A 23,404-nucleotide genomic window follows, 5' to 3' on the forward strand; every position below is an offset into this window, starting at 1 on the left:
TGAACAACATCAGCAAGAAATGGACGATGCCCATACGGGACTGGAAAGCTGCATTGAACCGCTTCGCCATCCAGTTTGAAGACCGGGTGCCACAGACTTAAACGAAAACCCGTTTACACAGAATTCAGTACACCCCCGCTAATCGGGCACTTTTGCTTCAACCGACGTCTGTTCCACTGCGCCTCAGACACCACTCTGGTAAATAGATCCTGATTGAATGCCTTTGTTGAAGATCGACTTCTCCTCAGTACTGGATCTCGCTCCGACCGACTTTATTGTTGCGTAGCTACTGTCATCCATAAGGTGGTTGGTGCCCGACCGACTTTACGTGCCATTTGCTACCTTTAAACATCAAACACTTAGCATCACGAACCCCGACCGACTTTATTGTGTGTAGTCACGGCTTAGGACCAAGGGCGCCCAGGTAGCTATGCACGCTGCTGTGCACAGGCCAGCCACGAGTATGAGCAGTGCCTTCCCGAACAGGCTCAGTAGATACCCGATCCAGTATTTCTGTATACCCGCCAAGTAGGTCACTTCGTCCTTGGCGTTCCAGTTCTTCTTCGTTGCCATATTTTCAATATCCTCTGCTTGCGCCACTTCGGCGGCTCGTCAATTCTGGCGTCACGACGTGGCTAGCGCGCCGGCAATGCCAAGATTTCAGTGTGCCGTAAGCCGGCTGGCGTGGTTGCACCGGGTTGTGTGCTGGCGATGTACACAGCACATCGTGGCGCAAAACCCTCCCCGACCGGCTGCGGGACAATTTCGCATGAGTTTCACAGAGTTGCAGAATACGGAAAAACCTTTTCTGAATCCTCTGGTGGTTTTTCCTTGAGTGATAATCCCATTTATCACTCAAGCATTTATGGTGGTTTTCGGCGTGAAACACTATAATTGTTGCGTACTCTTCCAATTTCGAAGGAATCTGATGGCTTTGAGTTCTGGTCGCGACGCCATCTGCTTCCAGCAATTGCGTTTCACTGACTTTCGCGCGCGAAACTTAAATCAAGGATCAGCCATGGGCGTGCTCATGTTCAAAAAACCTCCTGTAACCGATCAATTTCCGCTATGACCGAATCGCCAACCGTTACACACGCCGCGCCCACGCCACCCTTGACCCTGGCGGACTTCGAGGCCGCACAAGTCGACGAGATCCTGGCGAAGCACCCGGACGCCAACTGCCAGGACCTGAACAATGTGCTCTGGGCGGCGAAGGACGCGGTGGAGGACGGGCCCCGGCGCGCCCTCGAGCTGCTTGCCGGCGTATGTTCGATGCGCCTGGTGCCGGAGGAGCCGACCGAGGTGTACCGTCCGATGGTCCAATGGAGCGACGGCACCTGCAGCATGGCGCCCGGGCACCTGTCGGCCACCGACATCGACGCGCTGGCCCAAGTGGCCGGCAGCGTCAAGCATGCCGCGCTGCGCGCCCGCTTGGCCGACCTGGTGTGGCGGCAGGAAAAGCGCCGCGGCGACCAGTTCGCCCGGATGGCCATCGCGGCCTACCGTGAGCTACCGGTGTCGGCCGACACCTGGCACGGCGGGGGCCAGGCCGGCTGGCACCGCGCCCTGCAGCTGGCCAAACAGATCCGCGCCGCGGAGGACATCGCAGCGATCGAAACGCTGCTGCTGGACGCCTTCTTCGCCGCCGCCAGCGACGCCGACGGCTACCAGGCCCTGCACTTCCTACGCCCGTTGCGCGCGGAGCGCCGAAGCGGCGGGCGCGCGCGGGAAGTCGCGGAACAGCTGGAAGACATCGGCCGGCAGCGGATGGTCCTTTCGCACGCCTTTGTCGCTCAGGCTCATTTCGAGTCCGCTGCCGAATGGTTCGAGTGGGCGCGCGACCGCGAGCGGCAGGCTCTCTCGCTGTCGTTGGCCGCCGAAGCCATCGTGCTGCAGGCCGAACAGGGCGACGGCGCGATCGTTCAGCACACCTGGCTGACCAAGGCCATCGAGGCGTACCGTCGGGTTCCCGGTCGTTTCCGGGTCCAGCTCGGCGTGGAAGCGGCTATCGAGGATGTCCGGCGCAGGCGCGAGACCGCCGGGCACGCCTTGCTGGGCGAAATGGTTATGCTGCCCGGTCCGAGCATGGACGTGACCGACCTTGTCCAATCGTCGGTCGACCACGTGAAGGGGCGCGCCGCGCTCGAGGCGCTGCTGGCGTTCTGCGGCCTGGACAGTCCGCCCGATGTCGCCCGCCTCGGCGCCGACGCTGCGGCAACGCTGAAGGCCACGCCGCTCGGCTCAATGATCGACGGCGTGGTGGTGGCCGCCGACGGCCGCCGGGTCGAACACGTCGGCCCTGGCCAGGGATGGGAGCCACAGGTTGAAGCGCTGACGCGGGCGACGTTCCGCGAGCATGCGGCCAGGACCGCGCTGGCCAAGATCATGCCCGCCCGCGTCCAGCTGCGCGCCGAACACGACTACCGCTTGGGCGATTTCCTTGCCGTGGCCGAGCGCTCGCCCGTGGTGCCGTCCGACCGCGCCAGGATCGTCGGCCAGGGCCTGCACGCCGGATTTTGCGGCGACATGGTGCAGGCCATGCACATCCTGATGCCGCAGTTCGAACACATCGTGCGCCACGTCCTGCGCGGCGCCGGCGCCTTCACCGCCCAGCACGACCAAGACGGCCTGGACATGGAAGTGGCGCTGGCCAGCCTGCTCGAGCGTCCGCAGATGGCCGAGGAATTCGGCGACGGCCTGACGCTGGCCATCCACGCCCTCATGTGCGACCGGGCCGGATCGAACCTGCGCAACGATGTCGCCCACGGCCTGGCGGACGAGGAGCTGTGCGATTCTCCATTCGCGCTGTACGCCTGGTGGCTGGTGCTGCAGCTGGTGACGGAGACCTTCGCGGTCGCCATGGAGGCGGCCGGCGCGCCGGAATCCCAAGGCGACCCCGCCAGAGCGCCCGATCCCGCCGCAGGTCCGGGCGCGCCCGGCTGATACGTGGCGCAGAACACGGACATCCTGCTGCCGTCGCTGCAGTACACGCGCAGCGACTACACGGCCCTGCGCGCCTACTGCCTGAAGCTGCCGATCGACCGTATCGGCGACCTCTACTACAGTGAGGACAGCCCCCAGCTCGAGCACGGTCTGGAGCGCTATCTGGTCGAGATGCGTGACGCACTGGTCGAACGCGCGATCGAAAACAACCCGGCGTTCGCCGAATCGCTGACCCACGCCCGCAAGACCGGCCACATCTCCCCCAAGATGCTCGACATCCTGGTTCAGGCGGCCGATGCCAGGCCCGCCCCGCCCTCTCCCGCGGACGCGCTCGCAAAGTGGTTCCGCCCGCGCACGGTCAGGGCGCTGCGCGCCGAGGGTGTGGCGACGTTAGCCGACCTCGTCGACCTGGTCAACCGGCGCGGCGCCGCCTGGTGGCGTTCCGTCCCCCGGATCGGCGTACACCGCAGCACCGTGGTGCTGCGCTGGCTGCGCCAGCACCAAGAGCAGCTGGGCGAAGTCGTGGCGGCCACGCACAACGTGGCGGCGGCGCGCGCGCTGCGCGTGCTCGATCCCGCCACATCGACCGAGCTGGTCCCGCTGGGCCAGTTCTATCTGCCGGCGCGGCTCGACGGGCACGACGGCATCAACCGTGCCCCGGCGTTCTGCTTCATCTCGGCACGCGACGACCTGGCGGCTGTCGACTGCTACCTGGCCAGGTTCGAGGGCCAGCCCCATACCCAGCGCGCCTACCGCAAGGAACTGGAGCGTTTCGTCCTATGGTCCGTGCATGTCGCCGGCAAGCCGCTTTCCTCGTTGCTGGTGAATGAGTGCGAGGCCTACAAGCGCTTCCTCGCGGCGCCGCCCGAAGCATTCTGTGGCGCGCCGGCACCGCGATCGAGCAAATTGTGGCGGCCATTCGTCCTGAAGAAAAAGGACCGCGAACCAAAGAAACGTGACAGTTCCCGTCCACCGAGGCCGTTGACGCCAGCTTCACAAAAATTCGCGCTGACAGTACTGCGCGCGGCCTTCGACTATTGGGTCAAGGTGCGCTACCTCGGAGGCAACCCATGGACGGCGGTCAAGGATCCAATCGTCGTGCAGGAAGTCAACGATATCCAGGTTGATCGCGCCTTGTCGCTCGAGGGCTGGAGCGCCGTCGTGGGCACGCTAACCAGGCGCGGCCAGGTCGACGGGAACGTCCAGGATCGGGTGGCGCTGGCGGCGATCCTGCTGATGGGTGACTCAGGCCTGCGGCGTGAGGAAGCGGCGCGCGCGATGCGCCTGGCGCTGCGACCGAGCCAACATGCCAGAGGCGTCTGGATGCTCACGGCCCTGGGCAAGCGCAGCAAGAAGCGCCTGGTGCCGGTCAGCCCGCGCGCCGTCGCCGCGCTGCAGGCGCACTGGGGCGACCTCGGCCTCGACTTCATGGACCCGGGCGAAGACATGCCGCTGTTCTCACCCGTGGTGGTGCCGGCCACGCCGGCCGCCGCCGCCCGGCATGGGAGTGGCATGGCGCGCCCCGGGTACACCGCGAACGCGATCTACGCACTGGTCAAATCCGCGCTCGTCAGGGTGCGCAGGGAACTTGAGGCCGTCGATCCCGACGGCGAAGCGGCGCGCGTGACGATCGAGGACATCGAGCAGTTGGCGTCGACCAGCCCGCACGCCTTCCGCCACACGTTCGGCTCGATCGCCGTCGACAAGGACATGCCCCTCAATGTCGTGCAGGAGATCCTGGGGCACGAGGACTCGGCCACGACGGCGATCTACGTGAAGGCGCGCGAAAAGCGCCTGGCGGCGGAGGCGGCCAGGCTGTACGGGGAGCCGGAAGATCCCGAACCTTGACGGTGTCGCGTATCATGTCGTTAAGAAATAAACGGAGACCACCGTGTCGAAGAAATACGCCCTTCCCGCCTTCCTCGTCGGCACAGTCGACCAGGCGGCATACCAGCGCTGGCTCGAGCACAAGGCGCAGGCCCACGTCCGGCGCGACCGCAAGCGCGGCAACGCCAGCGCCATTGGCGAGGCGTACCGCGTGGCCATCCACGCAGCTGTCGCCGCGGGCGGTGGGCGCGATGCCTACACCGGCGAGGCACTCGACTGGTCTCTGCTGAGCCGCTACGACAACGTCGAGTCGGCCGAAGGTGGCCGCACGTACAAGCACGGCTTCGCACGGCTCCCGACGGTCGACCACGTGGGCGACGGCCTGGGCCCAGCCGACTTCAAAATCTGCGGCTGGCGCGTCAACGACGCAAAGCACGACCTGGACATCCCGGCCTTCCTCGGCGTGTGCAAGGCCGTCCTCGAACACCATGGATTCACGGTCACCCCGCCGGTAGCCCATGCCACGGACACCGCCACGCTGGAGGCCGCATGACCAATCCGGTTTCCATGACGGCCGCGCTCAAACACCGCGCCATCCCACTGCCTGCGGCATCGGTGCTGCAAATGATGCAATGGGCCGGCCTGGTGGAAGACGTCGAATACACGTCCTCGTCCGGATCGGGCGAGATCAAGCACTTTTTGCGCCTCACCGAACGGGGTCTCGCGTACGGGGGGTTTGAGGTGCAGTGGAACGGAAAACCGGGTTAAGGACTTGGAACCAACTTCAAGTATTGATACAGCGTTTCCCGACTGATGCCGAACTCCCGCGCAAGCGTTGATTTCTGTTCGCCGGCCCCAGCACGGCGGCGCAGCTCGACAACCTGGTTGTCCGCCAGCGCTTTCTTGCGGCCTCGGTAGGCGCCGCGCTGCTTGGCCAATGCGATCCCTTCGCGCTGCCGCTCGCCGATCAAGGCCCGCTCGAACTCCGCGAACGCGCCCATGACCGACAGCAGCAGGTTTGCCATCGGCGAGTCTTCGCCGGTGAAGCTCAGGCATTCCTTGACGAATTCGATTCGTATTCCGCGCTTGGTCAACGTCTGGACCAGCCGGCGCAGATCATCCAGGTTGCGCGCCAGACGGTCCATGCTGTGCACGACTACCGTGTCGCCTTCACGGGCGAACGACAGCAAGGCGTCGAGCTGCGGCCGCTGTGTATCTTTGCCCGAGGCTTTGTCGGTGAACAGCTTGTCCACCTGGACCTGATCGAGCTGACGCTCTGGATTCTGGTCGAAACTGCTGACCCGAACATAACCTATGCGTTGACCTCGCAAAACATGCCTCCTTAACAATATATGTCAGTAAAGACTCTATGACCCTTCAAGGCATATGTCAAGTAATTGCGATAACAACCCTATCCTGACGGCTTCCGCTTGGGTCTTCTGACATCAGGTTGTCGTTTTCAGAAGACGAATGCACGAAATGTCAGGACTCATCTGCACTACATCGTGATGCCGTCATTTGCCCTCGATTAGTTCTCCAAAAAGCTCTCGCACCTTAGTCTTTGCGTCGGCCAAGGCGACCCGCCCTTGGGCTGTGATTTCATATACCCGTCGGTCTCGCCGACCTGTGCGCTCGTGGTGCGAGGTGAGATAGCCCTTTTTTTCCATGCCGTGCAGCATTGGGTACAGCGTCCCGGCGCTCAGCTCATAGCCGTGATGACGCAGCTCTTCGATGATGCCAAGACCGAAGATTGGCTCCTCGGCCGCGTGGTGCAAGATGTGCAGGCGGATCAATCCGCCATAGAGGTCTTTGTCCGTCATCGTTTCGTTTCCTGGCTGTAGGTCTCAGCCTCGCACCCAGCCTGCCCGTATTGCTTGTGCCAGTATGGTGCGGTAAAGCTGCTCGACCAAACCAGTGATGCGTAGGCCAACTCTGCTCCAGAACGGTGTCAACGCCGCATATACGCCGAGTGAAACGACGAGCGCGCCCACCATGTCGAGCGGGAAATGCACGCCAAGGAACACGCGCGCCCACGCGACACCCAGCCCGACCAGCAGAGTGACAATCCCCCAAGCAACAGCGCCCTCGAAGAACAGCGTCAGGCCAATGCCGCAAAAGACGGTCATGTGATCGCTCGGGAACGATGAGTCGGCTACGTGTACCATCCAGGCGTGCCCCAGCCCGATCATGAACGGCCTCGGATGGGGCCAGAGTGCACAGATGGCTTGGTTGGCGGCTAAGCTGACCAGTGTGACTAAAGAAGCCTTTAGCGCCATGCTGCGGCGGGTGGGACTTCCCCATAACCAGAAGCCAAGCAGCAGTAGCGGAATCAGGTAGATCAGATCGTCAGCAATGCCAACAGCGATGTGTACCAGCCATGTCGGTGTGTCATTGCTACCGTTGATTTGAAGGAACCAGGTTCGGCTAAGTGTTTCGATTTCGTTCATCGTTTCGCGTATCCGTAGATTTCTAATTGAAGCTCATCAGCCAGCCTGCCAAGCCGCACCCCACCACCACCAGCCAAGGCGGCAATTTCCAGAACATCAGGGCGACGAAGGCGACGACTGCAATGCCGAAGTCTCGCGGCGCGTGGATGGCGCTCGTCCATACCGGGTGATAGAGCGCGGCCAACAAAAGGCCGACTACTGCTGCATTGACCCCCATCAGTGCAGCTTGCGTGCGCACGTTGCGGCGCAGCCGCTCCCAGAATGGCAAGGCACCTGTTACCAGCAAGAAGGACGGCGCGAAGATCGCCAGCAAGCAGACCATGCCGCCGATCCACCCGGAGGGGGTGACATTCATGGATGCCCCCAAGAAGGCGGCGAACGTGAACAGCGGGCCGGGAACGGCCTGCGCCGCACCGTAGCCGGCAAGGAAGGCATCATTACTGACCCAGCCGGGAGGCACGACAGCAGCTTGCAACAAGGGCAGCACGACATGGCCGCCGCCGAAGACTAGAGCACCCGACCTGAAGAACGCGCTTACGTCTGCGATGGCTTGGTAAGGCAGCAGCGTGGCCAGCATGGGCAAACCGACCAGTAGGCCGAAGAACACTGTCAGCCACAGCGCACCGGCACGGTGGCTGACAGTGACGGGCAGTGGATCATGGTCTTTGGACGGAGCAGGATTGAACAGGAGAAGCCCCGAGATGGCAGCCGCAGCGATGATGCCAACCTGCCCAAGAGCAGACGGAACCAGTAAGGCGATGCAGGCCGCAACCGCCATGATCGTGACCCGAGGGGGGGCCGTGCATAGGTTTCTTGCCATCCCCCAAACTGCCTGTGCAACCACGGCGACAGCTACAACCTTGAGGCCGTGCAGCGCGCCCGGAGGGATTGCGGTAGCGTGGCTTGAAAGGCCGAGCGCGAAGAGGATCAGGGCGATAGCCGAAGGCAGACTGAATCCGGCCCATGCGGCGAGCGCGCCGATGTAGCCGTGACGGGAGAGGCCCAAGGCCATGCCGACCTGACTGCTGGCTGGCCCCGGCAGAAATTGGCAAAGGGCGACCAAGTCGGCATAGCTACGTTCGCTCAGCCAGCGGCGTCGATTGACGAATTCATCGCGGAAGTAACCGAGGTGCGCAATTGGCCCTCCGAACGAGGTCAGGCCGAGTCGCAGAAACACCAGAAAGACGCCCCACACGCTTTCCTTCTGATCGCAACCGTCGGCAACTGATTGGGTTGATTTGCGAAATGCTGTCATGGATGACGACCGAGGCTGAATCGCTGGTTGGTCAGCGGGGGGAAGGTCGGGCGTTGGATCGAAATGAAGCCGTGATCGGTGGCCTGATGGCACGCCGTGCATGCGTGCGAAAGGCTGTCATAGGCCCGCACGAAGCGAACGGAATCCTTGGTCGCAATGGCCTTTTCGAGCTGCGCGACTGGCTCGGCCGTCATCGGTTCGATGATCTTGGCGATGGGCTTGCCCTTGAATTCCGGCTGGTACTTGGCCGCATCCTCGAAGGCTTCTTTCAGTTCGTCCAGCTCGTAGGCGGCAAGCTGCCAGTTCTTGCCCTTCCCGGCGAACCACAGCTTGGCATGCCGCAACTGAATGGCACTCATGAACTCGCCGAGTCCCGGTGTATAGCCTTGTACTGGCGAGGTTGATGTTTCCGGCTCTGCGGCCATTGAAACGCTACAGACCAGAAGCGCCAAGACACAAGCTGCTACCGCAAGAACGGGCTTCATGGAGACTCCAAATAAGGGCAGGACTCTCCATTTTATCGTATTTCGCTATCGAAATTCGATAGTAATAAACTTAACGCTTAAACGCTTGGCCAACCAATCCGAAGTGATAGCGGCAGCAGCCCCTTAGATCAACGGAATCGACGTAGACAAAACCGGCTTCCACCATCCAGGCGTGGCACTGTTCCGGTGAGGGGCGTATCGATAGTGAAGGGCCGCGAGGCGTCGGGATGTCGCTTCGCCAATGGATCACCGACAGGCTGCCGCCATCTTCCAACACGCGCAAAGCCTCGCGCAACAAGGCAACGGGCTGTTCAAGGTGCAACAGATTGAAGATCATGGCGTGGCGTTGGGAACCACTTTCCACGCCAGTACCCTTGGCCACAAAATCACGGAGGGCAATATGGATGTTATCCAGGCCGGCCGTTTCCGCCTTCCTTGCGACAGCCGCCACCATCTCCGGCTCGATGTCGAGCGCGGTGACGATGCCCGACACCCTGCGAGCGACAGGTAGCGTGAAGGTGCCGTAACCGCAGCCAAACTCAATGACGCCGCCGGCCTTGCCATCGCTCGGCAGCAATTGGTCGAGCGCCGCTTCCGGATCAAAAAACGACGACCAATATGCCTCATCGGGCATGCCGCTTTCACGCCCTTTCATCGCTGCTCGTCCCTGTTATGTTCATGCGGCTCCTCTGACCAAGGTTTCGCTCATCCGCACGGCGACGATCACGCCGGATAGGAAGGTAAGGCCCGCGATCAGCCATACGGCTGCCGCCAACCCGAATAGGTCGGCGGTGACACCGGCCAAGAGTGCGCCGATCGCGTATCCAAGGTCTCGCCAGAGCCGGTATACGCCCACGGCCGAGGCCCGCCAAGCAGGATGTGCCACGTCACCGATGGCTGCCAGCAACGTCGGATAGACCATCGCGGTGCCGACCCCCAGGAAAACGCCACCCAAGCCAAAGCCCATAAAACCGCTGCTCAATGCCGTGACCGCGATGCCCACTGCCTGCGTCCACATCCCCCAGGCGATCAACTGCTTGCGTCCAATGCGGTCGGACAGCGCCCCCGTGAAAATCTGCGTCATCCCCCAAACAGCCGGGTAGATGGCAGCCAGCGTGCCGATCTGTGCCAGGGACATGCCGGCGGCAGCGAAGACCAACGGGAATAGCCCCCAGGCCATGCCATCGTTGAGGTTATTGACCAGCCCCGCCTGGCTGACGCTGGACAGATTGCGATCAGTCAGTGAGGCACGGCGGAAGATTTCGCCTTGGCTGGGCAGCGCACCCGCATCTACCGCATGGTGCGTCCGAACCTCGTGAGCCACATAGTGCCGGGTTTCACGAACCGCAATGACCGAGAGCATCAAGCCGAAGGCGACGTAGACGACACCCAGGTAGAACGGCTCCGGCCGAAGCCCATAGCGAGCAGCCAGCCAGCCGGTGGCGAGGGCGCTGCCGGCCACGGCAAAGTAACCGGAAAACTCGTTGAGTCCCATCGCCAGGCCGCGCTGCTTGGGACCAACCAGATCGATCTTCATGATGACCGTGGTGGACCATGTGAGGCCCTGGCTAACGCCTAGCAAGATGTTGCCGGCGACGATCCAGTTCCAATCGGGTGCCCACATCAGCACGAATGGCACCGGCACGGCAACGAGCCATCCGGCGACCAGGACATGCTTGCGGCCGTAGCGGTCGGACAGCCGCCCGGCGAAATAATTGGTCAGCGCCTTGGTAATGCCGAAGACGACGATGAAGGAGAGGATTGCCGCCCGCGCTGCGACGTGAAACTCATGCTCGGCGATGGCCGGCAGGATGCTGCGCTCAAGTCCTACCATCGCCCCAACAAAGGCATTCACCAGTACGAGCAGCGAGAACTGGCCCAGGTTCTCGCGCAATCCGAGGCGAATGGCAGGCGTGTGCATGACTCAGCTCTCCAGACCGAGGTTGAATCGCACCATGGCGTCCATCTCGGCCGGACGTGGCGGAATCTCCTGCGTCAGATGCTCGATGAAGGCCGCCCGTGTCATCGTGAGCGCCGGGTTCCAGCGTTTCTCGAAACCGAGGGTCGAAGTAGGCTTGCCCGACAGCCCAACTCCGCAGGCACTGCCGGCCTGATGCCCTGGATAGATTTCAATTTCGTCGGGCAACGGCAGCAGCTTGATGTGCAGGCTGTCATAGATCGTACCGGCCATCTCTCGCTCTTGGCCGGCCAGATCGGGGCGCCCAACGGCACCGACAAACAGCGTGTCGCCAGTCAGGACGAACCATGGCGCTTCGCCGCGCCGCTTGTCCGTCACCAACAGGCACAGGCTGTCCGGTGTATGCCCTGGTGTATGCAACACCTTGATCTTGACGTTGCCGATGTCGAGCACCTGGCCATCCTGCAAAGGCAGAAAGCCGTGCTTTACCCGGCCGACGTTGGATTCGTGCAGGCAATACGGGGCATGGACCCGCTGCGCCAACTCGTGGCCACCGGAGTAGTGATCGGCGTGCACATGGGTGTCGATGACATGTGTGATTTCAACCTTTGCCTCGCGGGCGGCCTCGATGAACCACTCCTCGTCACCCGCCACTACATCCACGGCGACCGCCTTACCCAATCCACCGCACCCGAAAAAGTACGACAGGGATGATCCCTTGGTCGCAAGTTGCTTGAAAAACATCGTCACTCTCCCCGTCAGAACACAAGAACCTTGTCGGCCTCGGCCGTCCAGGCCGCCAACTCGCTCAAAGTACTGCGGCGAGTTCCCTCTATGAGTTCATCCGCTTTGATTCCACGGGCATCGAGGCATGTTCCACACAGCCCCACTTCACCGCCAACCATGCGCAGCATGTCGCCCGCGTTGTAGTAGCCCTCGGGAACCTTCTGACCGGTCTTGGCGCAGGCTACGGCGTCCCCCATCAGGAAGAGGCGAACTGTCTGGCCTTCACGCTTGGCCAGGGCTTTGGCGAGTCGCAGCGCGTTGTAGCTGCGTTCGCTCCCGTAAGGGGCATCATTGAGGATGAACAAGGTTTGCATGGCGATCTCTGGGGTCGTGTAGGTCGATGTTTGGTTCGCTCCGTAGCTCACTCAGTCGAGGTTTCAATGGGCAAGCCACCGGCGGCCCATTCACTCACGCCGTCACTGATCTTTGTGGCGGCGAAGCCACGAGCGCGAAGCAGTTGCACTGCCTCGTCGGACATGAGACAGAACGGCCCACGGCAATAGGCGACGATCGCGCGATCTGCCGGCAGATCGGCCAGGCGCTTTTCCAGTTCATCCAGCGGCAACGAGCGGGCGAAGGGCAGATGGCCGGCATTGAACTCGCTGGCCGGGCGCACGTCGATCACGACGATTTCCCCGTACCTCGCCTTCTCAAGCAGGCTCTCCCGGCTTTCCGAAACCAGCGTGTCCGGCTGGGCTGTCATCTGCTCCAAGGCCACGCGCAACTCGACCAGGTGCTCCTCGGCGGTTTCCCGCAGCGTGACCCACAACTGCGATACGTCCTGACCGCTCAGCCGGTAGTAGATGTATTTGCCGTCACGCCGGGTCTCTACCAGTCGCGCCTCCCGCAGCGTCTTGAGATGAGCACTGGTAAGACGCATGTCAATGCCGGCCTGAGCGGCTAGGGTCTCGACGCTCTTCTCGCCTTGTGCCAACAACTCGACCAGCTCCAGTCGTTTCGGACTGGCAAGGGACTTGCCGATTCGGGCGACTTGCTCGTAGAGCAGGTCTTTCAACGATCGCTTATTCATACAAACACTCTAATGAGTATTGGAATGTAAGTCAAGCGGTGCGCGGTAGCGCATTATCAAGATGCTTATTGCTTGGCGAGAAGCTTTTCCCCATCGGAGCGTAGTTCGCCCTTGGGTGAGATGTGCCTGTACAAAGTCTGCCGTGTGATACCAAGCTCTCCACACAGATCACCGACCTTGGTTTCGGGTTGCCCCATCGCCGCCATCGCCAGCCGCAACTTTGCTGCGGTCATCTTGAATGGCCGGCCACCCTTCCGGCCTCGCGCCCGCGCCGAGGCCAAACCCGCTATGGTGCGCTCGGCGATCAACTCGCGCTCGAACTCAGCCAGCGCAGCGAAGATGCCAAAAACCAGCTTGCCGGCTGCCGTCGTAGTGTCGATGGCCGCGCCGTGGCCGGTCAGCACCTTCAGACCGATACCTCGCCCAGTCAGGTCATGCACCGTGTTGATCAGGTGACGTAGGTCGCGCCCGAGGCGGTCCAACTTCCACACGACCAAGGTGTCACCTGACCGTAGCGCCTTCAGGCAGTTCGCCAAGCCGGGGCGATCCTCGCGTTTGCCGGACGCCTGGTCCTCGTAGAAATGGGCCGGATCGATGCCAGCAGCAATCAGCGCGTCACGCTGTAAGTCGGTTGTCTGGGAGCCATCCGCCTTCGACACTCGCATGTAGCCGATTTGCATGTTTCACCTGTCACATATACGTTCGATTATGTGACAGTGTGCGCCGGAAAGTTTGGGCCGTCAAAATATGTCACTTAACCCGTCATTCTGTCTAAGACATGTAAAGGGTCCGTCAGGCTCGTAATGTGACAGAAATTTCGGAGGGATGCCTTCCTTCGTGAAGGTTGCGCGCAACTGTTCCAGAGAAGCGGGGTCGCGCCGACCATAGGAAGCCAACGCGAACAGCGAGCGTGCCGTCTCGGGGTTGTGCCGCGCTTCAATGATGGCCTCGTCGATGGCCTGGACTGCACGCTGCCAGTGATTGACGGGTTCGGGCTTCGGCGCTTTCGCCGGCAGGGCACTGGTGAACCCGGTTGGGGGCTCGGACCAGAATAGCTTTGCCTGCTCGCCTGGTGGGCTTATATCCCTCACCTCAATCAAGCTGATTGCCGTTGCCGCCGCCTCCAGCATCTGCAACCATACTGCCGGGTTCAGGGTTTCATACGTTCGCCACAGACTTTGCCCAGCACGCAGCGGATGCCCGCAGCCTTCCCAGACTTGGCGGAGATACCCCGCGTAGGTGCCGCACGCCGAAAGCGGGGTATTCAGCTCATCGAGCAGCGTGCGTAGCAGCCGAAACCACAATCCGGCGTGGATGCGTCGGCGCGGCAGCTCCACGTGGCCGGTTGTCAGTGCCTGCCAGGTACGCTGGTCCATCGACGCAATCGCGTCGCTGGCGGTGCGCGGCGGGGTGTCGGCGTTCTCCCAGCCGAGAAACCGCCCAGGCACGCCCCAATAGGATTCCAGCCAGCACCCATGCAGCGGGCAGCTCAGCATCAGGGGCAACTTCCACGCGAGCAGTACGGCTTGGTTTGCCGGATCGTTCAGGCAGAGCGGACAGCCGCGATGTAACGGCTGGCTGGGCAGCCAGGCGCGCCAGCTCGTGATGGATCGCGTCTTACGGCGAAGTCTCGGCAGCAACACCGAGAACTGAAACGCATAGGTTTCCAAGGCATCTGGAATCTGATCATCAAGGCTGTCCAGTAGCCAAGGCACCCAGCCGGCGAGACTCATGCAACGCAGCCGGTCCAGCTCGATGCCGCTCCGCTGGGAGAGCATCGCCAGCAGCGCCAGTGGTGGCGAGTCCAGGTCATCAACCTGGCCGTGGCCAAGATCGTGCTCCAGCAGGTCGGACACCTCCATGTGATAGCAAAGGGCCACGCGGTTGAGCCATGACGACAAGGCTTCGCCTTCCCTGGGAGCCGGATGCAGTGGCCAGCGTGGCGCTGGCTTCACATCAGTTCCCGCTCGAATTGCCGCCGCCGCTCGCTGGGTCCGGTGTAATCGGCCATGCTGAGCGTGCGATGGTTGATCGCTTCCTCGCCGCTCTCCACGGCGACGATGGCCGCCGCCATCAGCAAGTGCGCCAGTTCTCCTATGGTGCCCTCGCTGCGTGTGAGCAGGTAGCGGGCCATGTCCAGCGTGGCAATCGACGAATGGCGCCGCAGTGGAAGCGAAGCGGCGAAGCTGGCCAGCAGTGAGCAGCAATCGTCGTTGGCCTCCCAAACCGGCAGCATCATCGGCTCGAAGCGGTTTTCCAACTGGTCATCCGAGCGGATGGCCAGGTAGGCGTCGCGCGTGCCGACCCCGACCAGCGGGATGCGCAGTTCATTGCCGAGGAAGCGCAGGAGATTGAGGAATTCCCGGCGGTTGACGCTGTTACCGGCCAGGACGTTGTGCAACTCGTCGATCACCAGTATGCGCACGCCGACCTTGCGCAGCAGTGCAAGCGCCAGTTGCTCCATTTCCGGCAGCCGTGGACGCGGTCGCAATGGCGCACCCATCGCCGCGAGCAGCGCGACGTAGAAGCGGATCACCGACGGCTCGGACGGCATCTGCACGACCAACACCGGGATGTGCTCCTGGTCGGAGTCGGAGCTGGCCGGGTGAGTGCGGCGGAACTTCTCGACGATCATCGACTTGCCATTGTTGGTCGGGCCGACCAGCAGCAGGTTGGGCATGCGTTGCTTGTTTGGCCACGCATACAGGGCTTCCAACCGGTTCAGCGCCTCGACTGCTCGCGGATAGCCGATCCAGCGGTCGGCGCGAAGGCGATGGATGCGCTCGTCGGCCGGGAGACGAGCCAAGCCTTGGGCCGCCGGCAGTAGGTGGGACAGGTCGATGATGGGATATTCTTCCACGGCTACCACTCCTCAATCTGGTCGAACGGTTTGGCAGGTGGCTGGTTGTCTGCCTGCGGGTCAGCCATGTCCGCGTCCGGCGGTGGTGTGGTTTTGACAGGCGGTGCCGTTGCCTTGAGGTGCTGGCGTCGATCCGCGTCGCGCCGCGCCTTGCGCGTAGCCTTCTGCGCGGTGGTCACGATTTCGCGCATCTGACCGATCATGCGGAACAGCGCCGACTCATCCACCTGTTCACGCCCTTGCTGCCGCAATTTCGCTAGCGCCTGTCGTTGTTCCCAGAGGGTGACAGCCGGGTGCGACAAGGTACGGTAGGGAATTTCCAGGTAGTGCAGACCCTCTGGTTCCAGCGCCCAAATGCGGCTGATGTCGCGCGGGTCGCGCCGGATCAGGAACGCGGGCAAGCGGTCACGCCGAGCAATCCACGGCTTGAGCGCATCGGCGTAGTAGTGGATGTGGTCGATGACGAAGCCGGTGCGGGTCAGCGTGCGGCGGATGATGGGCAGAAAATCGACCAGAAAAGCCGTGGCGCGAGTGATGACGGTTGGCACGCCGGTCCGTGCGATAGCTTCGGCCCAGCGCGCGGCCGGCGGTTGGAGCAGGCCGTTGTGCACGGAGCCGTGATAGGTGCCGACCGCCAATGTGAGCCAACGCTCCAGCTCGCGCAGTGTCAGGGCGGCCATTTTTTCGGAGGCGTATTCCCCACGCTGGTCTGGGTTGGAGAAGGTCGTCCCTGGCAATTCGTCGTGGATCATCTGCATCGCCGTGCCGATGATCCGTTCCACGATGCCGCCGTAGTGCGGCTGCCCGAGCGGGCGATAGTCCAACCGAATGCCATGCTGCTCGCAGCCACGGCGCAGCGCCTCGCTCTTGAACTCGGCCGCGTTGTCCAGGTAAAGCAGCCTGGGCTTGCCGCTCATCGACCAGCCCATCTCTACGTCCAACGCTTCCAACCAAGGGCGCTTGTCGCAGCCGGCATGCACAAGACACAGGCCGACCGAGACGGCGGATGGTGCTTCCAACGTGACAACCATGCCAACCACGCAGCGGGTGAATACGTCGATGGCGAGGGTCAGGTACGGACGGCCAATCGGTTGCCGGTCGCGCTCGTCTACCACGATCAGGTCGATGACTGTGTGGTCGATCTGTACCTGCTCCAGCGGCGCAGAGACTGGCGGCGGAACGCCGCCGGCACCTTGCAGGGTGCGGGACGCATCCTGGCCTTCCCGAAGGCGAGTGGTCTTGAGTGGGTCAAGGCTCGCGATCCGCAACGCCACCGTGTTGCGCGCCGGCACCCGCAGCTTTTGCAGCTTGCACGCCCGCGCAACTTCGCGGTGGAACGCCGCCAGGCTGCGCTTTTGCTTGGTCAGGAAGCGCTTTTGCAGCAGCTCACGGATGATGCGCTCGACCGACTCCGGCAAGCGACCTTTACCTTTGCCACCGCTTGACTGTCCAAGAGCCAAGTCAGTGACCAGCCCAGAACCTTGCCGGGCACGGCGGATCAGGACGTAGACCTGCCGCTGGGACAGACCCAGTGCCTGGGCTGCCGCACCGGCCGCTTCATGCCCGACCGTCTCCGACTGCGCCAACGGCCCAATGATCTCTGCGCGACGACGCGCACGCTCCCATGCCTGATCTGGAAGGGTGGCTACGCCGTGTTCGGCAATCGGTACGGTATCGGTCGCCATGCTCACCTCGCTTTGGTGCACACGAGTATTGAGCATAGACGAGTTTCGTGCAGATGAGTTCTGATATTGAGCAATCAGGAGTCGTATGCACAACAGGCTTCATGCCTCGTTGATTGGTGCAGTCGTCTTCTGAAAATGACACAGGTTAGGGTATAGCCCAAATTGACATGGCGTCTGCCGGTAAGCTAAAATGAGTTTCCCAAAGGCTAAGCCTTTAATCAATCGGAATTTCCACCCGTGTAAGCCTCCTTCCTCGCTGCGATCTCAGTATTACCTCCACCTGTCGCACGAGGCTGCACGTCCGATTCATTGCGTCTTTCCGTTCCTGGATTTCCTGGTTCCCTCTCATTTCCGCTGGCCGGAAAGACGTGTTCACGTTCGCCCCTTGCCCCTGTGGCAGGCACAATCAATGGAATCAAGAATGATGAAATCCTTACGCCAGGACTGGCTTTCCAATGTCCGAAACGATCTTTTAGCGGGCATGGTTGTCGCGCTAGCGCTTATCCCTGAAGCAATTGCCTTTTCGATTATCGCCGGGGTCGATCCCAAAGTGGGCTTGTATGCTTCGTTCAGTATCGCTGCAATTATCGCGTTTGCAGGCGGCCGCCCAGGTATGATTTCCGCCGCCACCGGTGCAATGGCTCTGGTCATGGTCACGCTGGTCAAGGACCATGGCTTGCAATATCTGCTGGCCGCCACGATCCTGACGGGAATTCTGCAAATCCTTGCTGGCTGGCTTAGACTCGGCGCGCTGATGCGCTTCGTCTCGCGGTCCGTCATCACAGGTTTTGTCAACGCGCTGGCGATTCTGATCTTCATGGCGCAGCTGCCCGAGCTGACCAACGTGAGCTGGCACGTATACGCGATGACGGCGGCAGGTCTGGCTATCATTTACCTGTTTCCATACATCACCAAGGCTGTTCCCTCCCCGCTGGTCGCTATCGTGGTATTGACCGCCGTGGCGATCCTCGCCGGTATCGATATCCGCACTGTGGGCGACATGGGCAAGCTACCTGACAGCTTGCCGGTGTTCCTGTTACCTGATCTGCCGTTGAACCTGGAGACGCTTTCAATCATCTTCCCGGTATCGGCTACGCTTGCCGTCGTCGGACTGCTTGAGTCCATGATGACCGCTTCGATTGTGGATGACCTGACCGACTCCAATAGCAATAAGAACCGTGAGTGCGTGGGCCAAGGCATCGCCAATATCGCCACGGGCTTCCTCGGGGGCATGGCCGGTTGCGCCATGATTGGTCAGTCAGTAATCAATGTAAAGTCCGGAGGACGCGGAAGGCTTTCTACCCTTGCAGCCGGCGTATTCCTATTGCTGATGGTGGTGTTCATCGGCGATTGGGTTGCGCGGATTCCGATGGCGGCCCTGGTCGCTGTAATGATCATGGTATCCATCGGAACCTTTAACTGGGCCTCGATCCGCAACTTGCGCGATCATCCAAAAAGTTCCAGCCTAGTCATGGTGGCCACGGTTGTCGTCGTCGTCATGACGCACGACTTGGCCAAGGGCGTGCTGGTAGGGGTGCTCCTGTCTGGCTTTTTCTTCGCCAATAAAGTGGGACAGATCCTGCGCGTGAGTTCAATGTCCGAAGACGAGGGCCGTGTGCGTACCTATCAAGTAGCCGGCCAGGTCTTTTTTGCTTCGGCGGATCGGTTCGTTAATGCCTTCGACTACAAGGAAGTCATCGACCGAGTTCGTATCGATGTCAGCCGCGCCCACTTCTGGGACATTACGGCGGTTAGCGCCTTAGACAAGGTAGTCGTCAAATTCCGCCGCGATGGGACGGAGGTCGAGGTCATCGGGCTCAATGAGGCCAGCACCACGCTGGTGGACAAGTTTGCCGTGCATGACAAAGACGGCGCCGAAGACATGCTGATGGGTCATTAAACGGAGACATGACTATGAACAACGAGAACAAAGTGCTGGCATGTGTGGACCAATCGCACTTCGCCGAATATGTCGCCGACTACGCAGCTTGGGCCTCCCTCCGAATGAGCGCACCGCTGGAATTCCTGCATGTTATCGACCACCATCCAGAGATCGGATCGGGAAAGGATCATAGCGGTGCTATCGGGATTGACGCGCATGAGACGCTGCTGAAACAGCTTTCCGCCGAGGACGAAGCACGCACCACAGCCGCGCGGGAACAAGGCAGGGTCTTCTTGAACCGATTGCGCGAGCGTGCCCGTGCCGCCGGTGCCTGGTCCGTGGATGTGCGTCAGCGCCATGGCGAACTGGAAGAAACCATCGCGGAACAGGGAAGCGGTGTCCGCCTCGTCGTCTTGGGGCGTCGTGGCGAGACTGCCGACTCGACCGAACGCAAGCTGGGACGCAATGTTGAACGGGTGGTGCGTGCACTGCACCAGCCCGTCCTCACTGTGACGGCGAATTTCAAGGAACCGCAGCGCGTGATGATCGCTTTCGACGGTGGCATCGTCACCCGCCGCGGCGTGGAGATGGTGGCGACCAGCCCACTTTTCCGTGGCATCCCAATATATTTGCTGATGTCTGGTAAGGAAAGTCGGGACGCAGCAAAGCAGCTTGAATGGGCCAAAATGACGTTGGAGTCAGCAGGCTTTGAAGTGGTCGCTTCGCTCGCTTTCGGCGATGTGGATGCCATCATTGCCAAGACTGTGATTGACCAGTCCATCGACCTGCTTATCATGGGCGCATATAGCCATTCTCCGCTGCGCAGTCTGCTTTTTGGCAGCAAGACCAGCGATATCCTACACGCCGCCACCGTGCCGACACTGCTGCTCGGATAGCGTCAAAACATCGGCTCTACAAGGTCGATTAGTCCTTGTAGAGCCCCGCGAAATGACCGCCCGAACTCAGTAGGAGAACTCATGCCAGTCAGCTTTCTCTCGAATGACCAGCGCGAAAACTACGGCCGCTACGCCGGCCCACCGTCCCCTCACGACCTTGCCCGGTATTTTCACTTGGACGACACCGACCATGCGCTAATCGCGCAGAAGCGCGGCGCGCACAATCGGCTCGGCTTTGCCGTCCAACTCGGGACGGTGCGCTACTTGGGCACGTTCCTGGAAGACCCGCTGGCCGTGCCCCAGCCCGTGCTGCGGACGCTGGCCAAGCAACTGCGCATCGAGGCGTTGGACAAGGCGAGTGCCTACAGTGTTGGCGAGCAGCGCTGGCAGCATGCAACCGAGATTCGCGCGTCTTATGGATATGTCGATTTCACGGAACCCCTGATCGCCTTCCGCCTGACCCGGTGGCTGTACGCCCTTTGCTGGACCGGCACCGACCGGCCAAGCGTGCTGTTTGAGCGGGCCACGACATGGCTGGTGACGCACAAGGTGCTGCTGCCCGGTTGCACGACGCTCGAACGGTACGTTGCGCGCTTGCGCATCCGCGTCGAGGAGCGCCTTTGGCGCTCGCTTGCCAATGGGATCAGCCTGGACCAGCAAACCCGTCTGGAAGGCCTCCTGGTCTCTTCTGGCGGTACGCGAAATTCGCCGCTGGATCGCCTGCGTACCGGCCCGGTAGTGGCCAGCAGCCGGTCGATGAGCCTGGCGCTGATGCGGCTGCAAGCCGTCCGTGAGCTTGGCATCCGGTTGCCGGCCGCCACGCGCATCCCGGCCACGCGGGTCGCGGCCTTGGCCCGCTTCGCCGGAGCCGCCAAGGCCAGCGCGATTCTGCGCCTGCCGGCGCTGCGCCGCTTGGCAACGCTGGTCGCGTTCGTGCACTGCCTCGAAGCATCGGCACAGGACGACGCCCTGGAGGTCCTTGAGGTCATCTTGCGGGAGCTTTTCGGTGACGCTGTGAAAGCCGACAGAAAATCGCGCCTCCGATCGCTCAAAGACCTTGACGAAGCGGCGGCCACCCTCGCCAGCGCCTGCCAGTTGCTGCTGGACGAAACTGTGCCGGATGCCGAGCTGCGCAAACAGTTGTTCGCGCGGATTTCGCCGGACGCGCTCGCGCTGGCCATGGCCGGCGTCAACAAGCTGATTCGGCCGACCGACAACGTGTACTACCAGGAGCTGGATGCCAAGTACAAGACCGTGCGCCGCTTCCTGCCTGCGCTGGCCGAACACGTTCAGTTTGGCGCGAATGCCGCAGGAGAGCCGTTCATCGCTGCATTCGCCTGGCTTCGCGCCAACATGACGGTGAAGCGTCCGGGCAACGATGCGCCGCGCGACATCATCACCAAGCCGTGGCAACGCCATGTGCTGCGCGAGGATGATGCCATCGACTTCCACGCTTATACTTTCTGCGTTTTGTCAGAATTGCGTATCGCGCTGCGCCGACGCGATGTGTTCGTGGCCCCGAGCTGGCGGTACGCCGACCCGCGCGCCGGCCTGCTCGATAGCGCTGAATGGGAATCGACGCGCCCGATCATTTGCCGCACGCTCGGCCTGTCGGCGGTGCCGGGGCCGACCTTGACCGCGCTGGCCGATGAACTGGACCGAACCTACCAGGCGGTCGCCGCCAGGTTGCCCGAGAATCCGGCCGTGCGCTTCGATAAGGTGGGCGACAAACAAGAACTGGTGCTCAGCCCGTTGGACAAAATGGATGAGCCGGCGTCGCTGATCGCGCTACGCGCCAAGGTCATGGGCATGCTGCCACGCGTCGACCTGCCGGAACTGATCCTGGAGATTGCCGCACGCACCCGCTTCACGGACGCCTTCACCCATATATCGGAGCGTACCGCGCGAGCTTCCGATCTACATGTGAGCATTTGCGCGGTGCTGATGGCCGAAGCCTGCAACACTGGTCCAGAGCCACTGATTCGCGGCGACGTGCCGGCGCTTAAGCGCGACAGGCTATCCTGGGTGGACCAGAACTACCTGCGCGACGACACTATCACCGCAGCGAATACACTGCTGGTCGCCGCACAGAGCCGTTCCGCGCTTGCCAGCTTGTGGGGTGGCGGCGAGGTCGCCTCGGCCGACGGCATGCGGTTCGTGGTGCCGGTGCGATCAGTGCATTCCGGGCCGAACCCGAAATACTTCGGCGTCGGGCGCGGCGTTACCTGGTACAACCTGATATCGAACCAGTTTTCAGGACTGAACGACATCACGGTGCCGGGCACGCTGCGCGACAGCCTGGTACTGCTGGCCGTGGTCCTGGAACAGCAGACTGACCTTCAGCCGACCCAGATCATGACGGACACGGGGGCCTACAGCGATGTGGTTTTCGGCCTGTTCCGCTTGCTTGGGTACCGATTCAGCCCGCGCCTGGCTGATGTCGGCGGTACCCGCTTCTGGCGAATCGACCCGAAGGCCGACTACTGCCTGCTCAATTCTGTATCCGGACACAATATCAGCCTGCAAAAGATCGAACCGCATTGGGATGACATGCTGCGCTTGGCCGGCTCGCTCAAGCTCGGCCGGGTACCGGCCGCTGGCATCATGCGCACGCTCCAGGTCGGCGAACGCCCGACCAGGCTGGCCCAGGCCATCGCTGAGTTCGGCCGGATCGACAAGACGCTGCACACGCTGACCTACATCGATGACGAAGCCAAGCGCCGGGGCACGCTGACCCAGCTCAACCGTGGCGAGGGGCGGCACAGCGTCGCTCGCGCAGTTTTCCATGGCAAGCGCGGCGAGCTGCGGCAGCACTATCGCGAAGGACAGGAAGATCAGCTCGGTGCGCTCGGCCTTGTGCTCAACATGATCGTGCTGTGGAACACGAGTTACATGGAAGCGGCGCTGAACCAGTTGCGCGTGGACGGCTTCGCGGTCAGGGATGAGGACGTAGCCAGGCTGTCGCCGTTGCTGCACGAGCATATCAACATGTTGGGACGGTACTCGTTCTCGGTACCGGATGCAGTGGCCAAGGGCGAGCTGCGTCCGTTGCGCAACCCAGCGAGCGATGAGTAGATACGTCAGTCAGGATATGGCCAGAAATAGCACATAGGCTCAACAGGACAGGCACCCGCGTCGCGCGTGCCTGTTGGTTCAAGAAGCCTGAACCAGGCTTACCGCCCGATTTTCTCCGTTTTCCATAACCGCCCCTGATCTCCTTAACCGGGTTTTCCGTTCCACTGCACCTCAAACCCCATGCTTGAGACAGAGCGTAGTTGCCTGGAAATCGCCCAGCAACTGCAGGCGGTCGAAAGCGCCGTTGGCAATGCCAAGAAAGCGCTCGTTCACGATCACATCGAACATTGCCTCGAACACGCTATCGGCGACAAC

At 61.9% G+C, this 23,404-nt stretch carries 22 protein-coding genes; 8 read left to right on the forward strand and 14 right to left on the reverse strand.

Features of this window, described 5'->3' with window-relative positions; translation table 11 throughout:
- The first annotated feature begins 1,068 nt into the window (after positions 1-1,068).
- Genes RV1423_RS26190 through RV1423_RS26205 form a run of 4 tightly spaced genes read left to right on the forward strand, consistent with a single transcriptional unit; the run spans position 1,069 to position 5,538 of the window.
- Positions 1,069-2,943 carry a DUF4209 domain-containing protein gene (locus RV1423_RS26190; RefSeq protein ID WP_155835310.1) on the forward strand — a complete coding sequence of 625 codons (1,875 nt, stop codon included), beginning with the start codon at positions 1,069-1,071 and terminating at the stop codon, positions 2,941-2,943.
- A 3-nt stretch (positions 2,944-2,946) separates the two neighbouring features.
- Positions 2,947-4,791, forward strand: a complete 1,845-nt coding sequence (locus RV1423_RS26195) for a site-specific integrase (RefSeq protein ID WP_050470022.1) — start codon at positions 2,947-2,949, stop codon at positions 4,789-4,791.
- Positions 4,792-4,834: 43 nt separating this feature from the next.
- Positions 4,835-5,323: a hypothetical protein gene (locus tag RV1423_RS26200; RefSeq protein ID WP_050470024.1), complete on the forward strand. Its 489-nt coding sequence runs from the start codon at positions 4,835-4,837 to the stop codon at positions 5,321-5,323.
- Positions 5,320-5,538 carry a hypothetical protein gene (locus RV1423_RS26205; RefSeq protein ID WP_034303445.1) on the forward strand — a complete coding sequence of 73 codons (219 nt, stop codon included), beginning with the start codon at positions 5,320-5,322 and terminating at the stop codon, positions 5,536-5,538. Before RV1423_RS26200 ends, RV1423_RS26205 begins: the two co-directional genes overlap by 4 nt.
- Here RV1423_RS26205 and RV1423_RS26210 read toward each other — a convergent pair.
- The 14 genes from RV1423_RS26210 to RV1423_RS26275 all read right to left on the reverse strand — a co-directional run bounded on the left by RV1423_RS26210 (position 5,535) and on the right by RV1423_RS26275 (position 17,236).
- The gene (locus RV1423_RS26210; RefSeq protein WP_034303447.1) at positions 5,535-6,101 is read right to left on the reverse strand and encodes a recombinase family protein; all 567 of its coding nucleotides are present in this window, start codon (positions 6,099-6,101) and stop codon (positions 5,535-5,537) included. The genes RV1423_RS26205 and RV1423_RS26210 overlap by 4 nt on opposite strands.
- Before the next feature lie 183 nt (positions 6,102-6,284).
- Positions 6,285-6,590: a PadR family transcriptional regulator gene (locus tag RV1423_RS26215; RefSeq protein WP_034303449.1), complete on the reverse strand. Its 306-nt coding sequence runs from the start codon at positions 6,588-6,590 to the stop codon at positions 6,285-6,287.
- A gap of 24 nt (positions 6,591-6,614) precedes the next feature.
- Positions 6,615-7,217: a phosphatase PAP2 family protein gene (locus RV1423_RS26220; RefSeq protein ID WP_034303451.1), complete on the reverse strand. Its 603-nt coding sequence runs from the start codon at positions 7,215-7,217 to the stop codon at positions 6,615-6,617.
- 22 nt (positions 7,218-7,239) lie between these two features.
- Complete coding sequence (gene chrA / locus RV1423_RS26225) at positions 7,240-8,472, reverse strand: chromate efflux transporter (protein WP_050470027.1); 1,233 nt, start codon at positions 8,470-8,472, stop codon at positions 7,240-7,242.
- Positions 8,469-8,957 (reverse strand): hypothetical protein, encoded by a 489-nt coding sequence (locus RV1423_RS26230; protein WP_034303455.1) that lies wholly within the window; start codon positions 8,955-8,957, stop codon positions 8,469-8,471. The genes chrA and RV1423_RS26230 overlap by 4 nt, the downstream gene beginning before the upstream one ends.
- 70 nt (positions 8,958-9,027) lie before the next feature.
- Complete coding sequence (locus tag RV1423_RS26235) at positions 9,028-9,612, reverse strand: class I SAM-dependent methyltransferase (protein WP_034303457.1); 585 nt, start codon at positions 9,610-9,612, stop codon at positions 9,028-9,030.
- A 21-nt stretch (positions 9,613-9,633) separates the two neighbouring features.
- Positions 9,634-10,878, reverse strand: a complete 1,245-nt coding sequence (locus RV1423_RS26240; RefSeq protein ID WP_034303459.1) for an MFS transporter — start codon at positions 10,876-10,878, stop codon at positions 9,634-9,636.
- A gap of 3 nt (positions 10,879-10,881) precedes the next feature.
- Positions 10,882-11,619, reverse strand: coding sequence for an MBL fold metallo-hydrolase (locus RV1423_RS26245; protein ID WP_034303461.1), 738 nt, complete (start codon positions 11,617-11,619; stop codon positions 10,882-10,884).
- Positions 11,620-11,633: 14 nt separating this feature from the next.
- Positions 11,634-11,975, reverse strand: coding sequence for a DsrE/DsrF/TusD sulfur relay family protein (locus RV1423_RS26250; RefSeq protein WP_034303482.1), 342 nt, complete (start codon positions 11,973-11,975; stop codon positions 11,634-11,636).
- Positions 11,976-12,022: 47 nt separating this feature from the next.
- Positions 12,023-12,691, reverse strand: a complete 669-nt coding sequence (locus RV1423_RS26255; RefSeq protein ID WP_034303463.1) for a metalloregulator ArsR/SmtB family transcription factor — start codon at positions 12,689-12,691, stop codon at positions 12,023-12,025.
- A gap of 65 nt (positions 12,692-12,756) precedes the next feature.
- Positions 12,757-13,371 carry a recombinase family protein gene (locus RV1423_RS26260; RefSeq protein WP_034303465.1) on the reverse strand — a complete coding sequence of 205 codons (615 nt, stop codon included), beginning with the start codon at positions 13,369-13,371 and terminating at the stop codon, positions 12,757-12,759.
- A 60-nt stretch (positions 13,372-13,431) separates the two neighbouring features.
- On the reverse strand, positions 13,432-14,646 hold the full coding sequence (locus RV1423_RS26265) for a TniQ family protein (RefSeq protein ID WP_034303467.1): 1,215 nt from the start codon (positions 14,644-14,646) through the stop codon (positions 13,432-13,434).
- The gene (locus RV1423_RS26270; RefSeq protein ID WP_034303469.1) at positions 14,643-15,551 is read right to left on the reverse strand and encodes a TniB family NTP-binding protein; all 909 of its coding nucleotides are present in this window, start codon (positions 15,549-15,551) and stop codon (positions 14,643-14,645) included. Before RV1423_RS26270 ends, RV1423_RS26265 begins: the two co-directional genes overlap by 4 nt.
- A 2-nt stretch (positions 15,552-15,553) precedes the next feature.
- Complete coding sequence (locus tag RV1423_RS26275; protein ID WP_174525369.1) at positions 15,554-17,236, reverse strand: Mu transposase C-terminal domain-containing protein; 1,683 nt, start codon at positions 17,234-17,236, stop codon at positions 15,554-15,556.
- 421 nt (positions 17,237-17,657) lie between these two features.
- Between RV1423_RS26275 and RV1423_RS26280 the strand changes: the two genes are divergently transcribed.
- The 4 genes from RV1423_RS26280 to RV1423_RS29455 all read left to right on the forward strand — a co-directional run.
- On the forward strand, positions 17,658-19,136 hold the full coding sequence (locus tag RV1423_RS26280; protein WP_174525368.1) for a SulP family inorganic anion transporter: 1,479 nt from the start codon (positions 17,658-17,660) through the stop codon (positions 19,134-19,136).
- Positions 19,137-19,150: 14 nt separating this feature from the next.
- Complete coding sequence (locus RV1423_RS26285) at positions 19,151-20,014, forward strand: universal stress protein (RefSeq protein WP_034303473.1); 864 nt, start codon at positions 19,151-19,153, stop codon at positions 20,012-20,014.
- Between the two features lie 81 nt (positions 20,015-20,095).
- Positions 20,096-23,089, forward strand: a complete 2,994-nt coding sequence (locus RV1423_RS26290; RefSeq protein WP_034303475.1) for a Tn3 family transposase — start codon at positions 20,096-20,098, stop codon at positions 23,087-23,089.
- A gap of 180 nt (positions 23,090-23,269) precedes the next feature.
- Positions 23,270-23,404 (forward strand): metal-sensing transcriptional repressor (locus tag RV1423_RS29455; protein WP_373419984.1); only part of this gene is annotated, 135 nt, incomplete at its 3' end.

The sequence above is a fragment of the Herbaspirillum sp. RV1423 genome (genome assembly GCF_000577615.1).
Classification (GTDB): domain Bacteria; phylum Pseudomonadota; class Gammaproteobacteria; order Burkholderiales; family Burkholderiaceae_D; genus Herbaspirillum.

Coding starts and splice junctions, on each gene's coding strand:
- RV1423_RS26205 (WP_034303445.1), top strand. CDS start 5,320: ATGACCAATCCGGTTTCCATGACGGCCGCGCTCAAACACCGCGCCATC.
- RV1423_RS26235 (WP_034303457.1), bottom strand. CDS start 9,612: ATGAAAGGGCGTGAAAGCGGCATGCCCGATGAGGCATATTGGTCGTCG.
- RV1423_RS26230 (WP_034303455.1), bottom strand. CDS start 8,957: ATGAAGCCCGTTCTTGCGGTAGCAGCTTGTGTCTTGGCGCTTCTGGTC.
- RV1423_RS26245 (WP_034303461.1), bottom strand. CDS start 11,619: ATGTTTTTCAAGCAACTTGCGACCAAGGGATCATCCCTGTCGTACTTT.
- RV1423_RS26280 (WP_174525368.1), top strand. CDS start 17,658: ATGATGAAATCCTTACGCCAGGACTGGCTTTCCAATGTCCGAAACGAT.
- RV1423_RS26260 (WP_034303465.1), bottom strand. CDS start 13,371: ATGCAAATCGGCTACATGCGAGTGTCGAAGGCGGATGGCTCCCAGACA.
- RV1423_RS26255 (WP_034303463.1), bottom strand. CDS start 12,691: ATGAATAAGCGATCGTTGAAAGACCTGCTCTACGAGCAAGTCGCCCGA.
- RV1423_RS26285 (WP_034303473.1), top strand. CDS start 19,151: ATGAACAACGAGAACAAAGTGCTGGCATGTGTGGACCAATCGCACTTC.
- RV1423_RS26240 (WP_034303459.1), bottom strand. CDS start 10,878: ATGCACACGCCTGCCATTCGCCTCGGATTGCGCGAGAACCTGGGCCAG.
- RV1423_RS26215 (WP_034303449.1), bottom strand. CDS start 6,590: ATGACGGACAAAGACCTCTATGGCGGATTGATCCGCCTGCACATCTTG.
- RV1423_RS26220 (WP_034303451.1), bottom strand. CDS start 7,217: ATGAACGAAATCGAAACACTTAGCCGAACCTGGTTCCTTCAAATCAAC.
- RV1423_RS26190 (WP_155835310.1), top strand. CDS start 1,069: ATGACCGAATCGCCAACCGTTACACACGCCGCGCCCACGCCACCCTTG.
- RV1423_RS26250 (WP_034303482.1), bottom strand. CDS start 11,975: ATGCAAACCTTGTTCATCCTCAATGATGCCCCTTACGGGAGCGAACGC.
- RV1423_RS26275 (WP_174525369.1), bottom strand. CDS start 17,236: ATGGCGACCGATACCGTACCGATTGCCGAACACGGCGTAGCCACCCTT.
- chrA (WP_050470027.1), bottom strand. CDS start 8,472: ATGACAGCATTTCGCAAATCAACCCAATCAGTTGCCGACGGTTGCGAT.
- RV1423_RS26290 (WP_034303475.1), top strand. CDS start 20,096: ATGCCAGTCAGCTTTCTCTCGAATGACCAGCGCGAAAACTACGGCCGC.